The sequence below is a fragment of the Streptococcus sp. 151470009-6 genome, from assembly GCF_053628175.1.
In genome coordinates this window covers 63,011-82,005 of the sequence record NZ_JBSEZF010000003.1, presented here as the reverse complement: position 1 = coordinate 82,005, position 18,995 = coordinate 63,011, and the positions used below count along the sequence as shown (strand labels likewise).

Genomic DNA, 18,995 nt, shown 5'->3' with positions numbered 1-18,995 from the left:
ACTCTTCGAAAATCAACAAAACAGCCCCGTCTTCGGAGCTGTTTTTCTCTATGCTTTCTTTTCTTGATTCTTCGAAATACTACGATTTTTACCCTCAAGATAGACCATCAAAATAGAAATATCTGCTGGGTTTACACCTGAAATACGGCTAGCTTGGCCGATGGTTTCTGGATTGATGAGTTTGAACTTCTGGCGCGCTTCTGTAGCAATGGAATCAATGTCATCCCAGTCGATGTTAGCTGGAATCCGTTTTTCTTCCATGCGTTTCATCTTAGCAACCTGATCCATGGCTTTGGAAATATAGCCTTCGTACTTGATTTCTGTTTCAATCAATTCGATAATCTTGTCATCTAACTCTTCAGCAGCAGGTCCGATAAAGGCCACCACATCCTGGTAAGAAACTTCTGGACGGCGAAGGAATTCCTTGGCTGTCACCGCATCTGTCAAGGGTTTGAAGCCCATCTCCTCAACCTTAGCATTTGTTTCCTTGACTGGCTTGAGTTTGATGCTGTCTAAACGCTTCATTTCATTTTCAAATTGATTTTTCTTGATTTCAAAACGAGCCCAACGTTCATCGTCAACAAGCCCAATCTCGCGCCCCATCTCAGTCAAACGCATATCGGCATTATCATGGCGGAGGATGAGACGGTATTCAGCACGGCTGGTCAAGAGACGGTAGGGTTCAATAGTTCCCTTGGTCACCAAATCATCAATCATCACCCCGATATAGCCGTCACTGCGCTTCAAAATCAACTCAGGCTTGCCTTGGATTTTCAGAGCCGCATTGATACCTGCGATAATCCCTTGGCCTGCCGCCTCTTCGTAACCAGATGTACCATTTGTCTGGCCAGCTGTGAAAAGTCCTGAGATTTTCTTGGTTTCAAGCGTTGCACGCAACTGGTGTGGTAAGACCATATCATACTCAATGGCATAACCTGTACGCATCATCTCTGCATTTTCCAAACCTTTGATAGAATGAACCAGCTCACGCTGGACATCCTCAGGCAGGCTAGTTGAGAGGCCTTGCACATAAACTTCCTCTGTATTGCGCCCTTCTGGCTCAAGGAAGAGTTGATGGCGTTCCTTGTCTGCAAAACGCACAATCTTATCCTCAATCGACGGACAGTAGCGAGGCCCCACTCCCTTGACCACACCTGTAAACATAGGCGCTCGGTGGAGGTTGTTTTGGATAATCTCATGACTGGTACCATTGGTATAGGTCAACCAGCATGGCACTTGATCCTTAACATAGTCCTCATCACGTGAAGTATAAGAGAAGTGATTTGGCGCTTCATCTCCTGGCTGAATTTCTGTCACATCGTAGTTGATAGAAGAAGCCTTGACACGTGGAGGGGTTCCTGTCTTGAAACGACCAATTTCAAGCCCAAGTTCCTTGAGATTATCAGCTAGGTTAATCGAAGCTAGGCTGTGGTTAGGTCCTGATGAGTACTTGAGGTCTCCGATGATGATTTCCCCACGGAGGGCTGTCCCTGTCGTCACGATAACAGCCTTGGCAGCATACTCTTGATGGGTAGCTGTACGAACACCGACAACCTTGCCATCTTCCACCAAAATCTCATCAATCATGGTTTGACGAAGGGTCAGGTTGTCTTGATTTTCGACGGTTTTGCGCATTTCTTTAGAGTAGAGTTCCTTGTCAGCCTGCGCACGAAGGGCACGAACAGCTGGACCTTTCCCAGTGTTGAGCATCTTCATCTGGATGTAGGTCTTGTCAATGGTTTTAGCCATTTCGCCACCGAGGGCATCGACTTCACGCACGACAATCCCCTTGGCAGAACCACCGATAGAAGGGTTACAAGGCATGAAAGCCAGCATTTCAATGTTGATGGTCGCAAGCAAGACCTTACAGCCCATACGGCTGGCAGCTAAGGAAGCCTCGACTCCAGCGTGTCCCGCACCGATTACAATAATATCGTATTCTTCCGTAAAATTATAAGTCATTTTCTCTCCTATTCCTCAAGATGAATGTGTCTTAGTTGGCCGTCCCAATCTGGTAGGGCTGTTTTTAAAAAGGCTGGAACTAGCTGGATATTCTGGAGCTTATCCAAATCAATCCACTCACAAGGCTGCATTTTTTCGTCTTCCTGCATGGTCAATGGAGCATCTTCAAGTAAGTTCACCAGATAATGAAACTCAATGTTGTGATAGGAAACACCGTCTTGTTCAAAACGATTTTCAACCACAAAAGCTAGATGTCCAGCTTGAGCTTTGACACCCAGTTCTTCCATCACTTCACGGACTACCGCGTCTTCCGTGCTTTCATTGACTTGGATCGCACCACCGATAGTGTAATACTTGCCCTCATCTTTTGTAACCAAAAGCTGATTATTTTGGACAATCAAGGCTGTCGCCCGAACTCCAAAAACCGTATTTCCCACTTTGGTCCGAAAATCCACTTGAGTCATCTCTTTCCTTTCCTCAAAACGAAACAAAAACAGTCAAAACTCCAAAGAAGTGCAGGACAAAAAGCCTGCAACATCCATGAGCTTTGACCATCATTTCTATTGCTTTTATTATTGTAGCAAATTGAGAAAATTTGTCAATCTAAATGTACTGACAAACCTGTCCATCTCGATAAGCATTGTCAATCAAACCACCACCTAGACACTCTTCGCCATCGTAAAAGACAACTGCCTGTCCTGGTGTGATGGCGCGCTGTGGCTCTGCAAAGATGACTTCTGCCTTGTCTCCTTTGGCATGTACAGTCACCTTAGAATCAGGCTGACGGTAGCGGAATTTAGCTGTACATTCTAGTGTAAATTCCTCTGGCATGTCACGAGTAAAGTGAACTTGACTGGCCTCTAGGCTGGTTGACATGAGCGAATCATGGTAGAAACCTTGTCCGACATAGAGGATATTCTTGCTGAGGTCTTTTCCGACAACGAACCACGGCGCATTGTCACCGCCGTGTTGCCCACCGATACCGAGTCCGCCACGCTGACCAATCGTATAATACATCAGACCCGCATGCTCACCCATATCGCGTCCATCCACAGTCATCATGCGACCTGGCTGGGCTGGCAGGTAGTTGCTGAGAAATTCTTTAAAGTTCTTTTCTCCGATAAAGCAAATCCCTGTCGAGTCTTTCTTCTTGGCAGTCGCAAGGCCTGCTTCTTCTGCTAGTTTTCGTACTTCAGGCTTTTCCAAATGTCCCAATGGGAACATGGTTTTTTGGAGTTGTTCTTGCGAAAGTTGACTGAGGAAATAGGTCTGGTCCTTCCCATTGTCCACGCCACGAAGCATGTGAACGATGCCATCCTCATCACGCGCCACTCGAGCATAATGCCCAGTCGCTACATAGTCTGCACCCAAGGTCATAGCATAGTCCAAAAAGGCCTTGAACTTGATCTCCTTATTGCACATAACATCTGGATTTGGCGTGCGCCCTGCACGGTATTCCGCTAGGAAATACTCAAAAACGCGGTCCCAGTACTCTTTTTCAAAATTGACAGAGTAGTAAGGAATGCCGATCTGATCTGCCACCGCAGCCACATCCTTGTAATCTTCGGTCGCCGTACAGACGCCGTTTTCATCTGTGTCGTCCCAGTTCTTCATGAAGATACCGATCACATCGTAGCCCTGCTCCTTGAGCAAAAGAGCCGTCACCGACGAATCAACACCACCACTCATCCCCACGACAACACGTGTTTTAGAGTTATCACTCATGGTAAGTCTCCCATCTATTCGTTTATTTATACCCCTCAAAATTCTATTTACTATGACTTTCAATAGAATTTATTTGAGTATAGTCATTTCGTTTGCTTTTAGTACTAGGCAACGAGTTGCAGGCATAACTTGAGTTAGGCAAGACGAGTTAACGACGTAATAAAAGATAAACGAAATGACTAGTTCACGATTGAAGGTCGTGTGTGCTTAACGATTGAAGGTCGCTTGAGCAGTATTCATTATAACACGCTTGGTTGGAGAAGACAAGAAAGAGGCTGTCAATCGACCAACCTCTGTTTTTAAACACAGTTCAAATCCAAACTATTCTTTATAGAAAAAACTCCTATAAATTCGAGCAATAGTTAAAACACAAACAAATATAATTCCCAAAATAGATAATACTAAGTTCACAAAACTCAATTCCGAACCTATGACATAGATATGAAAAAGAGGGGCTAGTCCTACACATAGAGACAATAGATAACTAATAAATCTTATCTCACCAATTCCTGCAAAAAAATGTTTCATGTAACGATTCTCCATTTAATACATTAAATCAGTTTTATTTTAGAGTATCATAAAATAATCAATCCTTCAACAAAATTCCTTGGCGAAATACTATTCTAAAGCATTGATAGCTCAGATTTCTCAGAATAGAGCTGTCCAAACCATCGAACAGGTCAAATACATACATATCCATGCAATTCTAAGCTTAGAATTACTATAAAATAAATGTTTTATGGTTATTCTAAGTCTTTGACTGCTTAAAATTTTACGTTCTGAAGGATTCTAAAGCTAGAATAGCTCAAAATCACGAGAACTAAGGCATTCGAAGCTTCAGAGTCATACAATCTCCATAGGAATTATCTTTTTTAGTAAGTGTGGTTAGAAGGTAATTTTAGGGAATCTCCTCAAAACAACCGATTTTCTATTTTTATCAATCAAAAAATATTGATAAATTAGTGTTTTAAAATTAAATTTTAAAGGTGTCCTTAAGTTTAAAGATTTTTGATAAGATTTCTGTATTTTTCACAATTCAATGACTCGATGGCACTGTTCGGCCACATAGGCATCGTGGGTAACGATAATGACCGTTTTCCCTTCCTTGTTCATATCTAAGAGAAAATTTAAAACCAAATCTCGATTTTCAGGATCTAGAGAACCGGTTGGTTCATCTGCTAAAAGGAGCTGACTCGGTTTTAAAATGGCTCTAGCAACTGCGATTCGTTGCTGTTCCCCTCCAGATAACTCTGAAACCTTCTGATGTAGAGTTGATGACAATCCCACTCTCTCTAAAATTTCTTCTATCTTTTTGACTTTGTCCTTCTTGGATAATTTTACATACTTTAGAGCGAGCATGAGATTATACTCTACTGTTTCATTATCAATCAGAGCAAAGTTTTGAAACAGATAGGAGATATGTTCGCGGATAATCGCTTGCGACTTAACAGAATTGACAGGTACATTTTGCTGACCGAAAATTTCATAATGTCCACTGTAATCGCCATCTATCAAACCCAAAAGATTTAACAAGGTTGACTTGCCACTGCCACTTTTCCCAACAATGGCAACTAAATCTCCTTGGTTAATTTTTAGAGATAAATTCTCCAAAATAACTTTTTTCCCAATGGTTTTCGTAACATTTTCCAACTTTATCATAAGATGTCCCCTTTCAATAACTGCACTACATTTCGTTTTTCCATCTTAGAGCCCAAGAAAAGCACAAACAGGATATCTAAGCCTGTAAATCCTGCAAAAAGTAGGAGCGGGAAAAGTGCCTGTGTAAAGAATAGCAGGACTACAAAAGGGAGGCTATATACCAACAAGAGAATCCTCAAGAAAGAACGATACCGATCTATCAATTTCCAACCCATGAACTTCTTGGTGATGATATCTGTTCGCTTCAATAAGAAAGTTGTTACTAGTAAGAAGTAGGAAATCATCATACTAAGAAGACCAACCAAAGCAAAGAGTATGTTGAAATTCCGAACAGCATCTCGATAAGAATCTACTTTATCTTGTTGAATGGCTTGAATAGATGAAAATTTTAAATAATTCCCATCTGATAATTTCCCAACTAACGCTGTCACCTCTTTTTGGTGTTGAGCCGTATTTTCGATTTTAATCGGGTTATTTAAACCTGTTGTTGACAGGCGAGCTTTTTCATCCCACATCATATCAGAATCATTGACCAAGCTAATAATTGGATTGTAGAGATTTTCCTTTCGCTTATCACTATATGGAAAGAACGACCAATCTCCTTCATAATAGGCAATCTCGACATCCATCTCCTCTATCGTTCGTTTTTGCTGCTCTTCATACTTCATCGAAAGATAGGCAATTAATTTCCCCAAGAGCTGATTTTTATCTTCTTCACCTTTCGTACTTGCTGGCATCAAAATAACTTTTTTTGCGCCGGTATCTGGTAACTTGAATCCCTGACTTTCTAAAAAATGACGGTTGGCATAGTAAACAGTTAGCATATCAGCCAGTTGATACCGCTGCACTTGTTCTGCAGTGGCAAAATTTTTTATAGGCAGGTTGCTAGTTTGCACATAGCCCGCCTGCGTTTTTTCTACCAAATCCTGATAAAATCGATAGAAATAATCCACTGCTTGCCCTGAGCCTGCCAACTGCTCTTGCCACAGGTTATCATTGAGTTGGAAAGTTTCCAAGGTCAGATAATTTCCTTGACTGATCCACTGTTTCTGGTAATCCAACTCTTTGTTTTCTTGCTCCAAACTTTTTCCTACCCCAACTAGCAAGACTGTCAGTAAAATGGTAGTTCCAATTTTCATCAAATAATTAAAGAGTAAACCAAATTTAAAAGATGAAAAACTTTTCAGCAGAGAGCTGATTGTCATTTTTTGGATCAAGAGATAGGTCAACCAACTGATAAAGAGATAAAGCTGCAAAAGCAAAAAATGAGACAACCACAGCATAGGGAACAAATCTTTCGGCTTATAATCAAGCAAGAAAAACACCCCTAGATTAATCACAAGCGCCCCACCTAGGAGGAGGTAGAGGTTGCCTTTCACAACATCAGCTAAAACAGCCCGATCTTGAAAACCAAGTAATTTTTGTACCCCAACTCTTTTCATCTCCATCATTGGCTGATACACTGTTACTAAGACAAGAAGCAAAATAGCCAAGACAAAAATAATAGCAGATAAGAGCAAATCTCGATTTAAGACTTCCACTGCACTTTTGTAGGTTGGCTCTAGCAAGGTAGTCTGGTCAGTCTTGAAAAAATCACTCCACTTCTGTAAAATCTGATCTCTATCCATCTCTTGAGCCGAACTAATCGTGTAGCGACCATTTAAACTACGAGATGTATCCTTGATGTAGGCTTGAAAAGTCATAAGCTGAATAGGCTTGGCTTTTAGAAAGGTCGGAATCGTACCAAGTTTATTGGAAATTTCTTTATTACTGTAGACTCCTTCACCATCTGTGGTAAAACCAAGGGAAGAAATCCCAAACTCTTGGTAGGGGAAGGTATCTTTATCAAAAACACCAGACTTGATTACCTCATCACCACTGTCTGTTTTGATGATGGATACTTTGTATTCCTTTGATACATACTCAAAAAATCGAAGAACAGATTCTGCAGGTTCATTGACATCTTTCAAGTATACATCCAAAGAACTCGCTGTCTTTCCCATTTCCTGAATCCGAACTACTTCTCGTGTATAGTTTACATTAAAAACAAAGAAAGTGGTACACAGAAGCAGTAGTAACATACAGAAATTACTGATTTTTTTCATAAAGATACCTCCAATAAAGTTCTCCCTCTCCTAATAGGAGAGGGAAAATTTCACTTAAAATCCATAGAAATATTCTAATCCTGTTGGCGGAATTTTAGTAAGGGAAGCTTGTGCCCAAACCCTAGGACCCTGACGATCCTTAGAGATTCTACCTCCATGTCGGACAGTTGCTGTATGAGAGCGAGTAGAATGTAAATAATCAGAATATCCAAAAGTTCCTGTCCAACCTACTCCATAGTTCCATTGACCACCATCTACCCATACTGCTAAAGCATTTGTCGTAGCAAGCAGACCACATGCCATTACGGTTGCGACACCAATTTTTACTAATTTTTTCATGATATTTTCCTCACATCTTATATCTTGAACTGTTTCACAGAAACAGATGAATTGGTTCATTTGTAAACATTGAAGTCCATTGGACTCACCTTCCTTTCGTTTTACTTAATCAAAATTTTATAAGAGCCATCCCCAAGGGAAGAAAATAACCATCCATAACATAAATAACAACAGACGATATACTTTTTTATACATTTGATACCCCCTTAGTACTTCATCATCTTGATTATAAAATACAATATACCTTGTCGTAAAATTTGTTAACCTTTTTCACAAATTTATTTTAGATTTCTTTTTTACTTTTTATATTACTATGATACAATATTTTTAATCAGTTTCAATTTATTGTTAACTTTTTTCACAAATAAGGAGGGAATCATGCGCTACGATTTTGGAAATGTTTATAAAGAAATCCGTGAGTCAAAAGGATTGACTCAAGAAGAGGTCTGTGGGGGTGTTCTCTCAAGAACCAGCCTATCAAAAATAGAAAGTGGCAAGACAACTCCAAAATATGAGAATATGGAATTTCTTCTCCAGCAAATTAATATGAGTTTTGAAGAGTTTGAATATATTTGCCATCTCTACCACCCAAGTGAACGATCAACTATCATGCAGACTTTTCTAAAAATGGCTTCTATTAGTGGTACGAGCGACTTAAGTAAATTACTCAAAAAATGCCAACATTATCTAAAAACACATCATGATTTTCCCATCCAGCAGTTGCAAGATATGCTCGAAATCGTTATCTACATCCGTGAAAATGGGATAGAAAAATTGTCAAGTAAGGTTGACAACATTGTAAACAGATTATGGGATAAGATTGAGAAACAAGATACTTGGTATGAGAGTGACCTCAAAGTCCTTAATACCATTCTCTTTGCTTTTCCTATGGAGTATATTCATCAGATTACCGAAAAAATTCTCGAACGACTAGAGGTTTATAAACACTATAGTCCTGTCTTTCAGCTTCGTATGATGTTGCTTCTGAATCTCTCAACTCTTTATCTTTACAATGGTGATAAGTTGCTTTGCAAACAGCTTTGCTACACTCTCTTAGAGGAGGCAAAAGCAAGCAAACAGTACGATACACTTGCGTTTTCCTATATTCGTATCGGCATTTGTGCTAATGATGCTCAGTTGATACAGAATGGACTCTCCTTAGCTAAACTAGTAGAAGATGAACACTTACTAACAGAGCTAGAGCGAGAAGTTAACATCTTTGTAAACAAAAAAGAGCCCTAAAGGACTCTTGTATTCTTAATACCAACCGTTGTTAAGCCAGAAGTTCTTGGCAGCTGTCCATGAACCGTAACGTCCTGCAACGTAGGCATCTGCTACACGTTCTTGGTTTTCAGCTGAGTAGTCACCGTTCAAGTATGAATCTGTCAATTGGTAACGTCCGATGTAACGTCCGTTTGTAGCAGTGTAGCTACCACCTGATTCTTTTTGAGCGATCCATTCTTTGGCTTCTGCTTCAGAACCACTTACAGTAGAAGCTGCTGCAGTGTTGCTTTCTGTTGCTGGAGCTGCTGGCGCTTCATAGGTTGTTGTTTCAGTTGTTTCTTCTGCAGTTTCTTCTGTAGCAGCTGGTACTTCATAAGTTGTTGCAGAAGCTGCAGCGGTTGCAGTTGCTGTCGATGGAGCTGTTCCTTCGATGACCAAAACCTGGTCCACAAAGATCAAGTGGATGTTTTCAATCTTGTTTTTTTCTGCCAATTTTTCAACAGTAGTGTTGTACTTCTCAGCGATTTCTGAAAGAGTGTCACCTGATTTAACTGTGTAAGTTACAGTTTCTTGTGCAGATGCAAGGGCTGGTGCAAAGAAAGCAAGCAAGGCTGCTAGTCCTGCAAAAGTTGTTTTGATTTTTTTAGTTGTTAATGTCATATCTAAAAATTCTCCTTTTTATCTATGATACTATTTTACTCCTCGAATGTTACCATTTCTTGACGGTTTTGTGTAGAAATATTACAAAAATGTTTTATATTTACCGTTTTAAGGAGGTTTTTGTCACAAAAGGCCTTATTTTATACTATCTTTAATCATTTTGAGGTTTTGATTAGGGAAATAAGCGTAGCGGTCCATTCTTTGATATAATAGATATAAGAATCTTTGTAAGGGGAAACAGATGCACTCACTTCGTTTTCAATCTGTCTTTGATATTATCGGACCTGTCATGATTGGCCCATCAAGTAGCCATACTGCTGGTGCTGTTCGTATCGGAAAAATCGTCTCATCCATCTTTGACGATACGCCAACAGAGGTAGAATTTCAATTATTTAACTCATTTGCCAAGACCTACCGTGGTCATGGAACTGACCTTGCTCTCGTCGCTGGTATTTTAGGTATGGATACGGACGATCCCGACATTCCAAATAGTCTAGAGATTGCCCATAAACGGGGTATCAAGATTGTCTGGACCATTCAGAAAGACAGCAATGCTCCTCACCCTAACACCACTAAAATCACTGTAAAGAATGAACACAAGTCCATTAGTGTGACAGGGATTTCCATTGGTGGGGGAAATATCCAGGTCACGGAACTCAATGGCTTTGCCGTCTCTCTTAACATGAATACCCCGACTATCATCATCGTGCATCAGGATATTCCGGGTATGATTGCCCATGTCACAGAAGCCCTCTCTCGTTTTGACATCAACATCGCCCAGATGAATGTGACTCGGGAAAAAGCTGGAGAAAAAGCTATCATGATTATCGAAGTCGATAGTCGAAGTTGCGAAGAGGCGATTGAAGAAATCCGAAAAATCCCTCATCTCCATAATGTCAATTTCTTTAAGTAGGAGGAAACATGTTTTATTCTATCAAAGAATTGGTCGAGCAGGCGGATCTAGACTTCCGAGGAAATGTTGCAGAGCTCATGATTGCGACAGAATATGAACTGACCGGCCGATGCCGAGACGAAGTTCTCCTCCTCATGGAACGCAATCTAGAAGTCATGAAAGCCTCCGTTGAGCTCGGTCTTAGTGAAAACAAATCCCGCAGTGGCCTAACAGGTGGCGATGCGGCCAAGCTAGATCGCCATCTCAAAAGTGGCAAGGCCTTGTCAGATTTTACCATCCTATCAGCAGCCCGAAATGCCATCGCAGTCAATGAACACAACGCTAAAATGGGCTTGGTCTGCGCCACTCCAACCGCAGGAAGCGCTGGTTGTTTGCCAGCTGTTCTCACTGCTGCTATCCAAAAACTTGACCTCAGCCACGAAGAACAGCTGGATTTCCTCTTTGCCGCAGGTGCCTTTGGATTGGTTATCGCAAACAACGCTTCTATCTCAGGTGCTGAAGGTGGCTGTCAAGCCGAAGTCGGCTCTGCCTCTGCCATGAGTGCCGCAGCCTTGACCTTGGCCGCAGGTGGAACGCCCTATCAGGCTAGCCAAGCCATTGCCTTTGTCATTAAAAATATGCTGGGCCTCATCTGCGACCCCGTCGCTGGTTTGGTCGAAGTTCCCTGTGTTAAGCGCAATGCCATGGGAGCCAGCTTTGCCTTTATCGCAGCAGATATGGCCTTGGCAGGTATCGAGTCTAAGATCCCTGTTGACGAAGTCATCGATGCCATGTACCAAGTCGGATCAAGTCTTCCAACTGCCTTTCGTGAAACGGCTGAGGGTGGACTCGCTGCCACACCTACTGGTCGTCGCCTACAAAAAGAAATCTTCGGCGAATAAACTCATCTATTAGGAGAAAGTATGCCCTCTATCTCAGCAATCTTTTTTGATCTAGACGGAACCCTGGTTGACAGTTCCATCGGGATCCACAATGCCTTTACCCATACCTTTAAAGAGCTAGGAGTGCCTAGCCCTGATGCCAAAACTATTCGAGGTTTCATGGGTCCGCCTCTTGAAAGTAGTTTTGCGACTTGCCTTCCAAAAGAACAAATCTCAGAGGCTGTGCAAATCTACCGTTCTTACTACAAGGAAAAAGGGATTCACGAAGCGCAACTCTTCCCCCGAATGACGGAATTGCTCCAAGAACTCTCTCAAAACTACCCTCTCTATATCACTACAACAAAGAATACTCCGACTGCCCAGGATATGACTAAAAATCTGGGAATCCATCATTTCTTTGATGGCATTTATGGTTCCAGTCCTGAAACGCCACACAAGGCGGATGTCATCCGTTACGCCTTGCAGATGCATCAACTGCCTGCAGACCAAGTCCTCATTATCGGGGACACCAAGTTTGATATGATTGGAGCCCAAGAAACTGGCATTAAAAAGTTCGCTGTTACTTGGGGATTTGGAGAAGAGGCCGATTTACTCAGCTATCAACCTGACTGGATTGCTCATACCATTGACGATATTATTAGCCAGCTCTAATCATACAAAAATACTCCTAACACTAGTGAACTAGGTCGAGGAGTATTTTTTTGTATAGGTTGTTACTATAAGCGATTATTTGCTGTGAAACGACTCAGCCGTTTTTAACTAGACTAAAAATAGCTTAATATTTTCGTACCATGTCTTCAAACTGAGAGTCTTTCTTATTCTCTTCATTTTTTTCGCTATTTTTTATTACTTTTTCTTCAAAGCGTTGACTGGGCATAGCGAGCATAATTAACAGTGTTAATGCACCCAAAGGGACAAATACAATAAAGATATAGGCCCAATGGATACCCACATCTCGTAAGCGACGTACTATCAGTGCTAGTAGAGGAACAAACTCAACTAGCAACAAAATAATATACATACTGAAAAGCGCTATATTGATGATGGGGTTGTCAAATTCTAATCCAGTGAACAGCGAGTAGTAGACGGGAAAGAAAATCACCATATTTAGCAGCCAAACCCACCAAAACTCTGGACGTGTAGAATGACCAGAAAAATTTAAATACCCCTTCCAAAAATTTTTATAAGCATTCAGCATGCATGGACCTCCTTTCATTATATCTATTCACCATCTAGCCCATATCTTTATCTTGGTTTCGAAAATAAATCTATCGTTTCAGATCTACTTAATTCTCAAAAACCAGCCTCCTGCTTTAAACAGAAAACTGGTTTAGCATTTTCATTTTAAAAATCAGTCGAAATCCTTACTCAGCATGGGTTGTCTCATTTGCAAAAGAAATGATTGCTTCTTTGAGCTCATCTCCACTGAGTGAACGGAACTCCTCTATTTTTTGATTGATGGCTTCTAGAGGCATGACATTTACCTTACCAACGAAAATCTTGTCCATGACTTGATTATCAACCAATTCGGTCGAAACCAAGAGTTCTTCATAGAGTTTTTCCCCTGGTCGAATCCCAACTTCAACGATTGGAATTTCACTTTCTGTATGTCCGCTTAGAAGGACCATTTTCTTAGCCAAGTCATAGATCTTGACTGGTTTGCCCATATCAAGGATAAAGACTTCTCCGTCCTTGGCATAAGCGCCAGCATGAATTACCAGACGACTGGCCTCTGGAATGGTCATGAAGTAACGTGTCATACGGAAGTCTGTCACCGTAACAGGACCACCTTCAGCAATTTGACGTTCAAAGACAGGAATCACGCTACCACGGCTACCAAGAACATTTCCAAAACGAACTGCACAGTAGGTTGATTTGCTACGTTGGTTAAAGCCAGTGACAATCAATTCTGCCACGCGCTTGGTTGCCCCCATAACATTGGGTGGATTGACCGCCTTGTCAGTCGAAATCATGACCATCTTAGGTACTTTGGCCTCATCCACAGCCTTGGCAACATTGTAGGTTCCGAGGATATTGTTTTTGAAGGCTTCTTTTGGATTGCGCTCCATCATCGGAACGTGCTTGTGGGCAGCAGCATGGTAGACAATGGCTGGCTTGTACTGCTCAAACACTTGTAAGAGACGGTCATAATCCTGAATATCTGCAATGACAGGAACATAATCAATCCCTTGGAATGTACGGATCAATTCATGATAAACGAGGTAGATGGAGTTTTCGCCATGCCCCAGCAAGATGACACGCTCTGGATTGAAGCGGCTAACCTGACGACAAATCTCCGAACCAATCGAACCACCAGCTCCTGTCACCAAGATAGTCTTACCTGTCAGTTCTGAACCCAGACGGGACTCATCCAGACGAATTTCCTGGCGTCCTAAAAGGTCTGTGATATCAATTTTCTGGAAGCCACTGCCTCCACCTGGTTGGTGAAGTCCTTGCACAACTGTCTCAACCTTAGGCATCTTGTAACATTTGACGCCTAGCTTATTACACATCTGCAAGATGCGTTCGTACTCTGAAGGGTCAAGTGAAGGAATCGCTACGATGACACGCTCGATTTGGTGACGTTTAGCCAATTCAGGCAGATTGTCATAGGAACCCAAAACTGGGATGCCACCTAGTTTTTGTCCCTTTTTCTTTTCATCATTATCCAAAATTCCCACTAGCTCAAGTTCGCTAGTTGGATGTTGGTAGCTGTTCATAAAGAGGGCACCACCATCACCAGCACCAATCAAGAAGGTCCGGCGGTGTTCCCCATCTCCACTACCTTTTTTACGTTTGGAGTAAATCAATTGCCAAGTGATACGAGGAAGCAAGATGAGGAAGGTACTCAACAAGATGAAGAGCACGATGAAACGGATAGAAAATAGTGGAAGAAAGGCATAGCAGATTCCATAGGAAAGAACACTACTAAATGTTACTCCAAAAAAGATTTTCATGAAATCCGTAATCTTACTGTAGCGGCTAATACTAGCATTCAGACCCCAAAAAGCAATCATGATCTGATAGAAGAAGAAGGCTAAAAGAGTATAGATCACGTAGTCCACAGGCGCAGGATTTATTAGGCCATAAAACAAGATATAAGATACGATGATGGAAACCACCATACTCAGAATGTCGAATATCCCCCAAAACACCTGTTTTTGTTGTTTATTCAAAATTTCAACCAGATCAATAACATAATCTGCTAGTTTTTTATTCATCGAAGTTTACTCCCCCTTACAAGAGTCGGATAAAGCTGTTTTCATCATAATATGCCTCGTTTCATCATACTCAATCCGAGGCTTATTTGCTTTTTCTTAGAAGTTTGACAAAGATAAACTGACGTACAAAGCCTGGGCAGAGTGCAACGATTGCTTGAATGGCAATGCTTTTCGCATATTCCATGTAGGAAATTTGCCCTCTCTCAAGCATGCGCTGACGGGCCTGGCGATAGAGTTTGAGGTAGCGCAAACCACCACGACGTTCAAACATCCCTGCACCGACACGAACCTGACACAAGATCTGATCCAGATTTCCAGTCTTAGCTCCTGCGGCAATCATATTGAGCCAGAGGAGATCATCCTCCATGTAAAGGCCATCTTCATAGTTACCCGCCTTGAGGACCATGTCCTTTTTGAACATCACTGTCATATGGTTGAAGGCACTTCTCATTCTTTGATAAGCCACAATGTCTGCATGCCGAGTTGGGACACGACGGTAAGAAACAATCTCGTCAGGATTGTCAATAAATTCTGCAATATGTCCACCTAAGAGATCCAGATTTTCCTCTTCCATTAGTTGGACTTGCTTTTCAAAGCGGTCAGCTACCGCTATATCATCCGTATCCATGCGAGCGATGATATCGTACTGACACTGTAAAACACCGTATCGAAGAGCCAAACCTAAACCTTGATTTTCCTCTAAGGGGCAACGTTTCACTGGAATGTCTGACTGAGCTTCCACTTCATCTAGCACCTGATAGAGTTCTGGTGTGAGAGGCCCATCCTCTACGAGAACAAGCTCACTCGGTTTTAAGGTCTGGTTTTGAACACTTTTGATGGCATCTCTCAAAAATGTCGGATTTTCCTTTACATAGATCGACATCAAGACGCTGATTTTTTGCTTTTCAGACACAGTTTTTCTCCAATATATAGATTTCCTTCCACTATTTTATCACAAAATTTCCTAGTTTCCTATTTTTATATCAAATCAAGGAAAATTCTAGTAAAGAAATCTGCTTCCTTTCTGTATATTTTCAGTTAAATCTTTCCAGCTTTCCTCCCAGTCTTTACTTGACATTATATAGAAAAAACCTTAAAATAAGCTGTTATTAAAGTCATCTTATCGAGGTTTTTATGAAAAAACAATCACTCTTTTTTGTTCTAGGAATTGTCTTAATCGGGACTGTTTTACGCTCTCCTTTTACTGCTCTTCCAACCATTTTAGGAGATATCGCTCAGGGATTAGGAGTGGAGGTCAGCTCCCTTGGAATTTTAACCAGTCTCCCTCTCTTGATGTTCGCCCTTCTCTCTGCTTTTACGAGTCGCTTGGCGCAAAAGATTGGGCTAGAGCATCTCTTTACTTACTGTCTTCTTCTCTTAACTATTGGCTCTGTCATTCGTATCTTCAGCGTTCCCCTTCTCTATCTAGGTACCTTGATTGTCGGAGCGAGCATTGCGATCTTCAATGTACTCCTCCCAAGCATGATCCAGGCAAATCAGCCTCAAAAGATTAGCTTCCTAACGACACTCTATGTCACTTCTATGGGGATTTCCACAGCTATTGCTTCTTATCTATCTGTCCCTATCACCCAAGCTAGTTCTTGGAAGGGCCTCATCCTCGTTCTCAGCTTTCTCTGTCTGGTCACTCTGCTAGTTTGGTTGCCAAATCATCGCCACAACCACTATCTAGAAGGGCAGCAAGAAAAGAAATCGAAAGAGAATATTCTAAAAAGTAAAGATGTATGGGCTATCATTATCTTTGGCGGGCTTCAGTCCTTGCTCTTCTATACAAGCATGACCTGGTTGCCAACTATGGCCATTAGTGCTGGTCTTTCTAATAGTGATGCGGCTCTTCTGGCTTCTATCTTCTCGCTGATCAGCATTCCTTTTTCAATGACTGTTCCAAGTCTGACAACTCGTCTGTCAGATGGTCACCGTCGAATCATGCTGGCAATTATCTCTATCGCTGGTATGATGGGAATTGCCATGCTCTTGTATCCAGCCAATAATTTCCTCTACTGGTTAGTCGTCCATCTCTTGATTGGAACGGCCTGCAGTGCCCTCTTCCCCTACCTCATGGTTTGCTTCTCACTTAAGACCAGCTCGCCTGAAAAGACTGCGCAACTCTCAGGACTAGCGCAAACAGGGGGCTACATCTTGGCGGCCTTTGGTCCTACCTTGTTTGGCTATAGTTTTGACATGTTCCAATCTTGGATTCCAGCGGTTCTTGCCCTTCTAGCCATCGATATCATCATGACGTTCTCACTCTTTATGGTGGATAGGGCTGATAAGATTCTCTAAACTTCTAGTTTTTACTAGGAGTTTTTTATATGTAAAATTTTTACACATTTCTCTTGACAGGGCTTTCACATTGAGATAGAATATATTTGAAAAGAGTATATATAAAATTTTTATATAATATAAAGGAGGTTTCCCATGTACTTCCCAACATCCTCTGCCTTGATCGAGTTTCTCATCTTGGCTGTACTGGAGCAGGGGGATTCTTATGGTTATGAGATTAGTCAAACCATTAAGCTCATCGCCAATATCAAAGAATCTACGCTCTATCCCATTCTCAAAAAATTGGAAGCCAGTGGCTTTCTCACCACCTACTCTAGAGAGTTTCAGGGGCGTATGCGCAAATACTACTCCTTGACCAATCGGGGCGTAGAGCAGCTCGTTACTCTAAAGGAAGAGTGGACGCTCTATACCGAAACCGTCAACGGCATCATAGAAGGGAGTATCCGCCATGACAAGAACTGACTATCTGACTCAGTTAGAAACCTATCTCCATAAACTGCCTGAAGTTGACCGCATCGAAGCCATGGACTACTTTAAGGAACTATTTGACGATGCAGGTCCAGAGGGCGAAGAGGAACTCATTGCCAGTCTAGGAACACCAAAAGAAGCTGCCCATGATATCCTCTCTGATCTTCTCGATAAAAAGGTCAATGAAGCCCCTGCTCAAAAGAATGACCGCCAACTACTACACATTGCCCTACTTGCCTTACTAGCAGCCCCTATCGGAATTCCTGTTGGAATTGCAATTATCTTAACCATTATCGGGCTTTTTATCGCGGCTGTCTCCGTCATTCTAGCCTTCTTTACCGTCTCTGTGACAGGTATCCTGCTGGGTGGACTCTTTATCGTAGAGAGTTTTAGCGTCCTGGTCGAAGCCAAATCTGCCTTTATCTTGATTTTCGGGGCTGGTTTGCTTGCTATCGGTGCTTCTTCTCTTGTTCTACTAGGCATCTCCTATGTAGCTCGTTTCTTTGGCCTCCTAGTCGTCCGCTTGGTGCAATGGATTCTTAAAAAAGGAAAGAGAGGTGACAGACATGCGTAAATTGACGAAAGGATTTCTCATTTTTGGTGTGGTTTCTACAATCCTTGGTTTTATCATGATCATTGTAGGCGCCCAGTCTAATGGTATTCAAAGTTTACTTGCCATGTCAAAAGACCCCGTCTATGACAATCGTATCGAAGAAGTAACCTTTGGAAGTGAAGTGGAAAAACTTGATTTGACCCTTGAAGAACATAGCCTAACCATCACAGAGTCTGTAGATGACAAGATCCATATCAGCTATCATCCTTCCGTGTCTGGTCGTCACGATCTGACTACTGGCATGAGTGACAAAACACTGAGCGTCACTGACAAACAAGCCTCCCAACATCGTTTTCTCGGTTCAGGAATCGAAAGCCTACTTCGTATCGCCAGCAACTATTCTAATCGTTTTGACGAAGTCGTTCTCTCCCTACCTAAAGGAAGAAAGCTGCAAGCTATCACCGTCTCAGCCAATCGTGGACAAACTAATATTCGTCAAGCCAACCTTGAAAATGCAACCATCAAAACAAAAGGCTATCTCTTAAGACTAACAGAAAGTTCTATCAAGAACAGCACACTAACGACACCCCATATCATCAATATCTTTGATACCGAACTGACAGATAGTCAGGTCAAGACGGAGGGGGGACACATCTACGCTGAAAATATTCAGGTTCACGGTAAGGTTGAGCTAGAGGCCCATTCCACTCTAACACTCATTCTCTCCCAGAAAGAGACCGACCGTATCAATCTAGAAATTTCTTCTCAGCATGGTGGTATCTATCGTCAACCCAAAGAAGAACATCGTGGACAAAAAGAGAATGTACTTGCCAACCCTTATAAAACCGAAAAAGCAGATATCAAGGATTTACTCATTACAAAAGCCAATCAGGATATCTACCTACCTAAAGAGGAGCACTCTGCTCCATCTAGAAACCATTGACAAAAACGCTTTCATCTGCTAATCTAAAAATAGAAAATGAC

Annotated in this window: 19 protein-coding genes; 8 read left to right on the top strand and 11 right to left on the bottom strand. The window is 41.8% G+C overall.

Annotation, left to right across the window (positions count from 1 at the left end):
• Positions 1-48 precede the first annotated feature (48 nt).
• The 7 genes from mnmG to ACUW6H_RS05400 all read right to left on the bottom strand — a co-directional run bounded on the left by mnmG (position 49) and on the right by ACUW6H_RS05400 (position 7,790).
• Complete coding sequence (mnmG, locus tag ACUW6H_RS05430) at positions 49-1,962, bottom strand: tRNA uridine-5-carboxymethylaminomethyl(34) synthesis enzyme MnmG (protein WP_454362192.1); 1,914 nt, start codon at positions 1,960-1,962, stop codon at positions 49-51.
• Positions 1,963-1,970: 8 nt separating this feature from the next.
• Positions 1,971-2,426, bottom strand: coding sequence for an NUDIX hydrolase (locus ACUW6H_RS05425; RefSeq protein ID WP_096408571.1), 456 nt, complete (start codon positions 2,424-2,426; stop codon positions 1,971-1,973).
• A gap of 139 nt (positions 2,427-2,565) precedes the next feature.
• Complete coding sequence (gene mnmA / locus ACUW6H_RS05420; RefSeq protein WP_454362189.1) at positions 2,566-3,687, bottom strand: tRNA 2-thiouridine(34) synthase MnmA; 1,122 nt, start codon at positions 3,685-3,687, stop codon at positions 2,566-2,568.
• 321 nt (positions 3,688-4,008) lie between these two features.
• Positions 4,009-4,215: a hypothetical protein gene (locus ACUW6H_RS05415; RefSeq protein WP_454362187.1), complete on the bottom strand. Its 207-nt coding sequence runs from the start codon at positions 4,213-4,215 to the stop codon at positions 4,009-4,011.
• Between the two features lie 501 nt (positions 4,216-4,716).
• A complete protein-coding gene (locus ACUW6H_RS05410) occupies positions 4,717-5,346 on the bottom strand; it encodes an ABC transporter ATP-binding protein (protein ID WP_049538054.1) in 630 nt (209 codons plus the stop codon).
• Entirely contained in the window at positions 5,343-7,451 is a 2,109-nt protein-coding gene (locus tag ACUW6H_RS05405; RefSeq protein ID WP_049538052.1) for a bacteriocin-associated integral membrane family protein, read from the bottom strand. The genes ACUW6H_RS05410 and ACUW6H_RS05405 overlap by 4 nt, the downstream gene beginning before the upstream one ends.
• 54 nt (positions 7,452-7,505) lie before the next feature.
• Positions 7,506-7,790, bottom strand: a complete 285-nt coding sequence (locus ACUW6H_RS05400; protein ID WP_000737526.1) for a lactococcin 972 family bacteriocin — start codon at positions 7,788-7,790, stop codon at positions 7,506-7,508.
• A gap of 378 nt (positions 7,791-8,168) precedes the next feature.
• On the opposite strand from ACUW6H_RS05400, the gene ACUW6H_RS05395 reads away from it, so the two are divergent.
• Positions 8,169-9,032 carry a helix-turn-helix domain-containing protein gene (locus tag ACUW6H_RS05395; protein ID WP_001268190.1) on the top strand — a complete coding sequence of 288 codons (864 nt, stop codon included), beginning with the start codon at positions 8,169-8,171 and terminating at the stop codon, positions 9,030-9,032.
• Positions 9,033-9,047: 15 nt separating this feature from the next.
• Here the strand turns inward: ACUW6H_RS05395 and apf are convergent, their stop codons facing one another.
• Positions 9,048-9,674, bottom strand: coding sequence for an aggregation-promoting factor (gene apf / locus ACUW6H_RS05390; RefSeq protein WP_447266378.1), 627 nt, complete (start codon positions 9,672-9,674; stop codon positions 9,048-9,050).
• Between the two features lie 241 nt (positions 9,675-9,915).
• Here apf and sdaAB point away from each other — a divergent pair, with 241 nt between their 5' ends.
• From sdaAB to ACUW6H_RS05375, 3 genes are read left to right on the top strand one after another with little or no spacing between them, the layout of a single operon-like run.
• Complete coding sequence (gene sdaAB, locus ACUW6H_RS05385; RefSeq protein WP_061853263.1) at positions 9,916-10,587, top strand: L-serine ammonia-lyase, iron-sulfur-dependent subunit beta; 672 nt, start codon at positions 9,916-9,918, stop codon at positions 10,585-10,587.
• An 8-nt stretch (positions 10,588-10,595) separates the two neighbouring features.
• Positions 10,596-11,468 carry an L-serine ammonia-lyase, iron-sulfur-dependent, subunit alpha gene (gene sdaAA, locus ACUW6H_RS05380; RefSeq protein WP_000500048.1) on the top strand — a complete coding sequence of 291 codons (873 nt, stop codon included), beginning with the start codon at positions 10,596-10,598 and terminating at the stop codon, positions 11,466-11,468.
• Between the two features lie 21 nt (positions 11,469-11,489).
• Positions 11,490-12,119, top strand: a complete 630-nt coding sequence (locus tag ACUW6H_RS05375) for an HAD-IA family hydrolase (protein WP_454362181.1) — start codon at positions 11,490-11,492, stop codon at positions 12,117-12,119.
• Positions 12,120-12,243: 124 nt separating this feature from the next.
• Here the strand turns inward: ACUW6H_RS05375 and ACUW6H_RS05370 are convergent, their stop codons facing one another.
• From ACUW6H_RS05370 to ACUW6H_RS05360, 3 genes are all read right to left on the bottom strand, one after another.
• The gene (locus ACUW6H_RS05370; RefSeq protein WP_096408590.1) at positions 12,244-12,666 is read right to left on the bottom strand and encodes a DUF805 domain-containing protein; all 423 of its coding nucleotides are present in this window, start codon (positions 12,664-12,666) and stop codon (positions 12,244-12,246) included.
• A gap of 166 nt (positions 12,667-12,832) precedes the next feature.
• Complete coding sequence (locus tag ACUW6H_RS05365) at positions 12,833-14,689, bottom strand: polysaccharide biosynthesis protein (RefSeq protein ID WP_001035411.1); 1,857 nt, start codon at positions 14,687-14,689, stop codon at positions 12,833-12,835.
• An 82-nt stretch (positions 14,690-14,771) separates the two neighbouring features.
• Positions 14,772-15,602, bottom strand: coding sequence for a glycosyltransferase (locus ACUW6H_RS05360; protein ID WP_454362178.1), 831 nt, complete (start codon positions 15,600-15,602; stop codon positions 14,772-14,774).
• Between the two features lie 221 nt (positions 15,603-15,823).
• On the opposite strand from ACUW6H_RS05360, the gene ACUW6H_RS05355 reads away from it, so the two are divergent.
• The 4 genes from ACUW6H_RS05355 (at position 15,824) to ACUW6H_RS05340 (ending at position 18,954) form a co-directional block, all read left to right on the top strand.
• Entirely contained in the window at positions 15,824-16,990 is a 1,167-nt protein-coding gene (locus ACUW6H_RS05355; RefSeq protein WP_454362176.1) for a CynX/NimT family MFS transporter, read from the top strand.
• A gap of 135 nt (positions 16,991-17,125) precedes the next feature.
• Positions 17,126-17,452: a PadR family transcriptional regulator gene (locus ACUW6H_RS05350; protein ID WP_000273861.1), complete on the top strand. Its 327-nt coding sequence runs from the start codon at positions 17,126-17,128 to the stop codon at positions 17,450-17,452.
• The gene (locus tag ACUW6H_RS05345; RefSeq protein WP_454362173.1) at positions 17,439-18,032 is read left to right on the top strand and encodes a DUF1700 domain-containing protein; all 594 of its coding nucleotides are present in this window, start codon (positions 17,439-17,441) and stop codon (positions 18,030-18,032) included. The genes ACUW6H_RS05350 and ACUW6H_RS05345 overlap by 14 nt, the downstream gene beginning before the upstream one ends.
• Entirely contained in the window at positions 18,025-18,954 is a 930-nt protein-coding gene (locus ACUW6H_RS05340; RefSeq protein ID WP_454362171.1) for a DUF4097 family beta strand repeat-containing protein, read from the top strand. Before ACUW6H_RS05345 ends, ACUW6H_RS05340 begins: the two co-directional genes overlap by 8 nt.
• Positions 18,955-18,995: the final 41 nt, after the last annotated feature.

Excerpts from the sequence above, each read along its gene's own strand:
- ACUW6H_RS05355 (WP_454362176.1), top strand. The coding sequence starts at position 15,824 with ATGAAAAAACAATCACTCTTTTTTGTTCTAGGAATTGTCTTAATCGGG.
- ACUW6H_RS05365 (WP_001035411.1), bottom strand. The coding sequence starts at position 14,689 with ATGAATAAAAAACTAGCAGATTATGTTATTGATCTGGTTGAAATTTTG.
- ACUW6H_RS05350 (WP_000273861.1), top strand. The coding sequence starts at position 17,126 with ATGTACTTCCCAACATCCTCTGCCTTGATCGAGTTTCTCATCTTGGCT.
- mnmA (WP_454362189.1), bottom strand. The coding sequence starts at position 3,687 with ATGAGTGATAACTCTAAAACACGTGTTGTCGTGGGGATGAGTGGTGGT.
- sdaAA (WP_000500048.1), top strand. The coding sequence starts at position 10,596 with ATGTTTTATTCTATCAAAGAATTGGTCGAGCAGGCGGATCTAGACTTC.
- sdaAB (WP_061853263.1), top strand. The coding sequence starts at position 9,916 with ATGCACTCACTTCGTTTTCAATCTGTCTTTGATATTATCGGACCTGTC.
- ACUW6H_RS05400 (WP_000737526.1), bottom strand. The coding sequence starts at position 7,790 with ATGAAAAAATTAGTAAAAATTGGTGTCGCAACCGTAATGGCATGTGGT.
- ACUW6H_RS05340 (WP_454362171.1), top strand. The coding sequence starts at position 18,025 with ATGCGTAAATTGACGAAAGGATTTCTCATTTTTGGTGTGGTTTCTACA.
- ACUW6H_RS05375 (WP_454362181.1), top strand. The coding sequence starts at position 11,490 with ATGCCCTCTATCTCAGCAATCTTTTTTGATCTAGACGGAACCCTGGTT.
- ACUW6H_RS05370 (WP_096408590.1), bottom strand. The coding sequence starts at position 12,666 with ATGCTGAATGCTTATAAAAATTTTTGGAAGGGGTATTTAAATTTTTCT.
- ACUW6H_RS05405 (WP_049538052.1), bottom strand. The coding sequence starts at position 7,451 with ATGAAAAAAATCAGTAATTTCTGTATGTTACTACTGCTTCTGTGTACC.
- mnmG (WP_454362192.1), bottom strand. The coding sequence starts at position 1,962 with ATGACTTATAATTTTACGGAAGAATACGATATTATTGTAATCGGTGCG.
- ACUW6H_RS05345 (WP_454362173.1), top strand. The coding sequence starts at position 17,439 with ATGACAAGAACTGACTATCTGACTCAGTTAGAAACCTATCTCCATAAA.
- ACUW6H_RS05415 (WP_454362187.1), bottom strand. The coding sequence starts at position 4,215 with ATGAAACATTTTTTTGCAGGAATTGGTGAGATAAGATTTATTAGTTAT.
- apf (WP_447266378.1), bottom strand. The coding sequence starts at position 9,674 with ATGACATTAACAACTAAAAAAATCAAAACAACTTTTGCAGGACTAGCA.
- ACUW6H_RS05395 (WP_001268190.1), top strand. The coding sequence starts at position 8,169 with ATGCGCTACGATTTTGGAAATGTTTATAAAGAAATCCGTGAGTCAAAA.
- ACUW6H_RS05410 (WP_049538054.1), bottom strand. The coding sequence starts at position 5,346 with ATGATAAAGTTGGAAAATGTTACGAAAACCATTGGGAAAAAAGTTATT.
- ACUW6H_RS05425 (WP_096408571.1), bottom strand. The coding sequence starts at position 2,426 with ATGACTCAAGTGGATTTTCGGACCAAAGTGGGAAATACGGTTTTTGGA.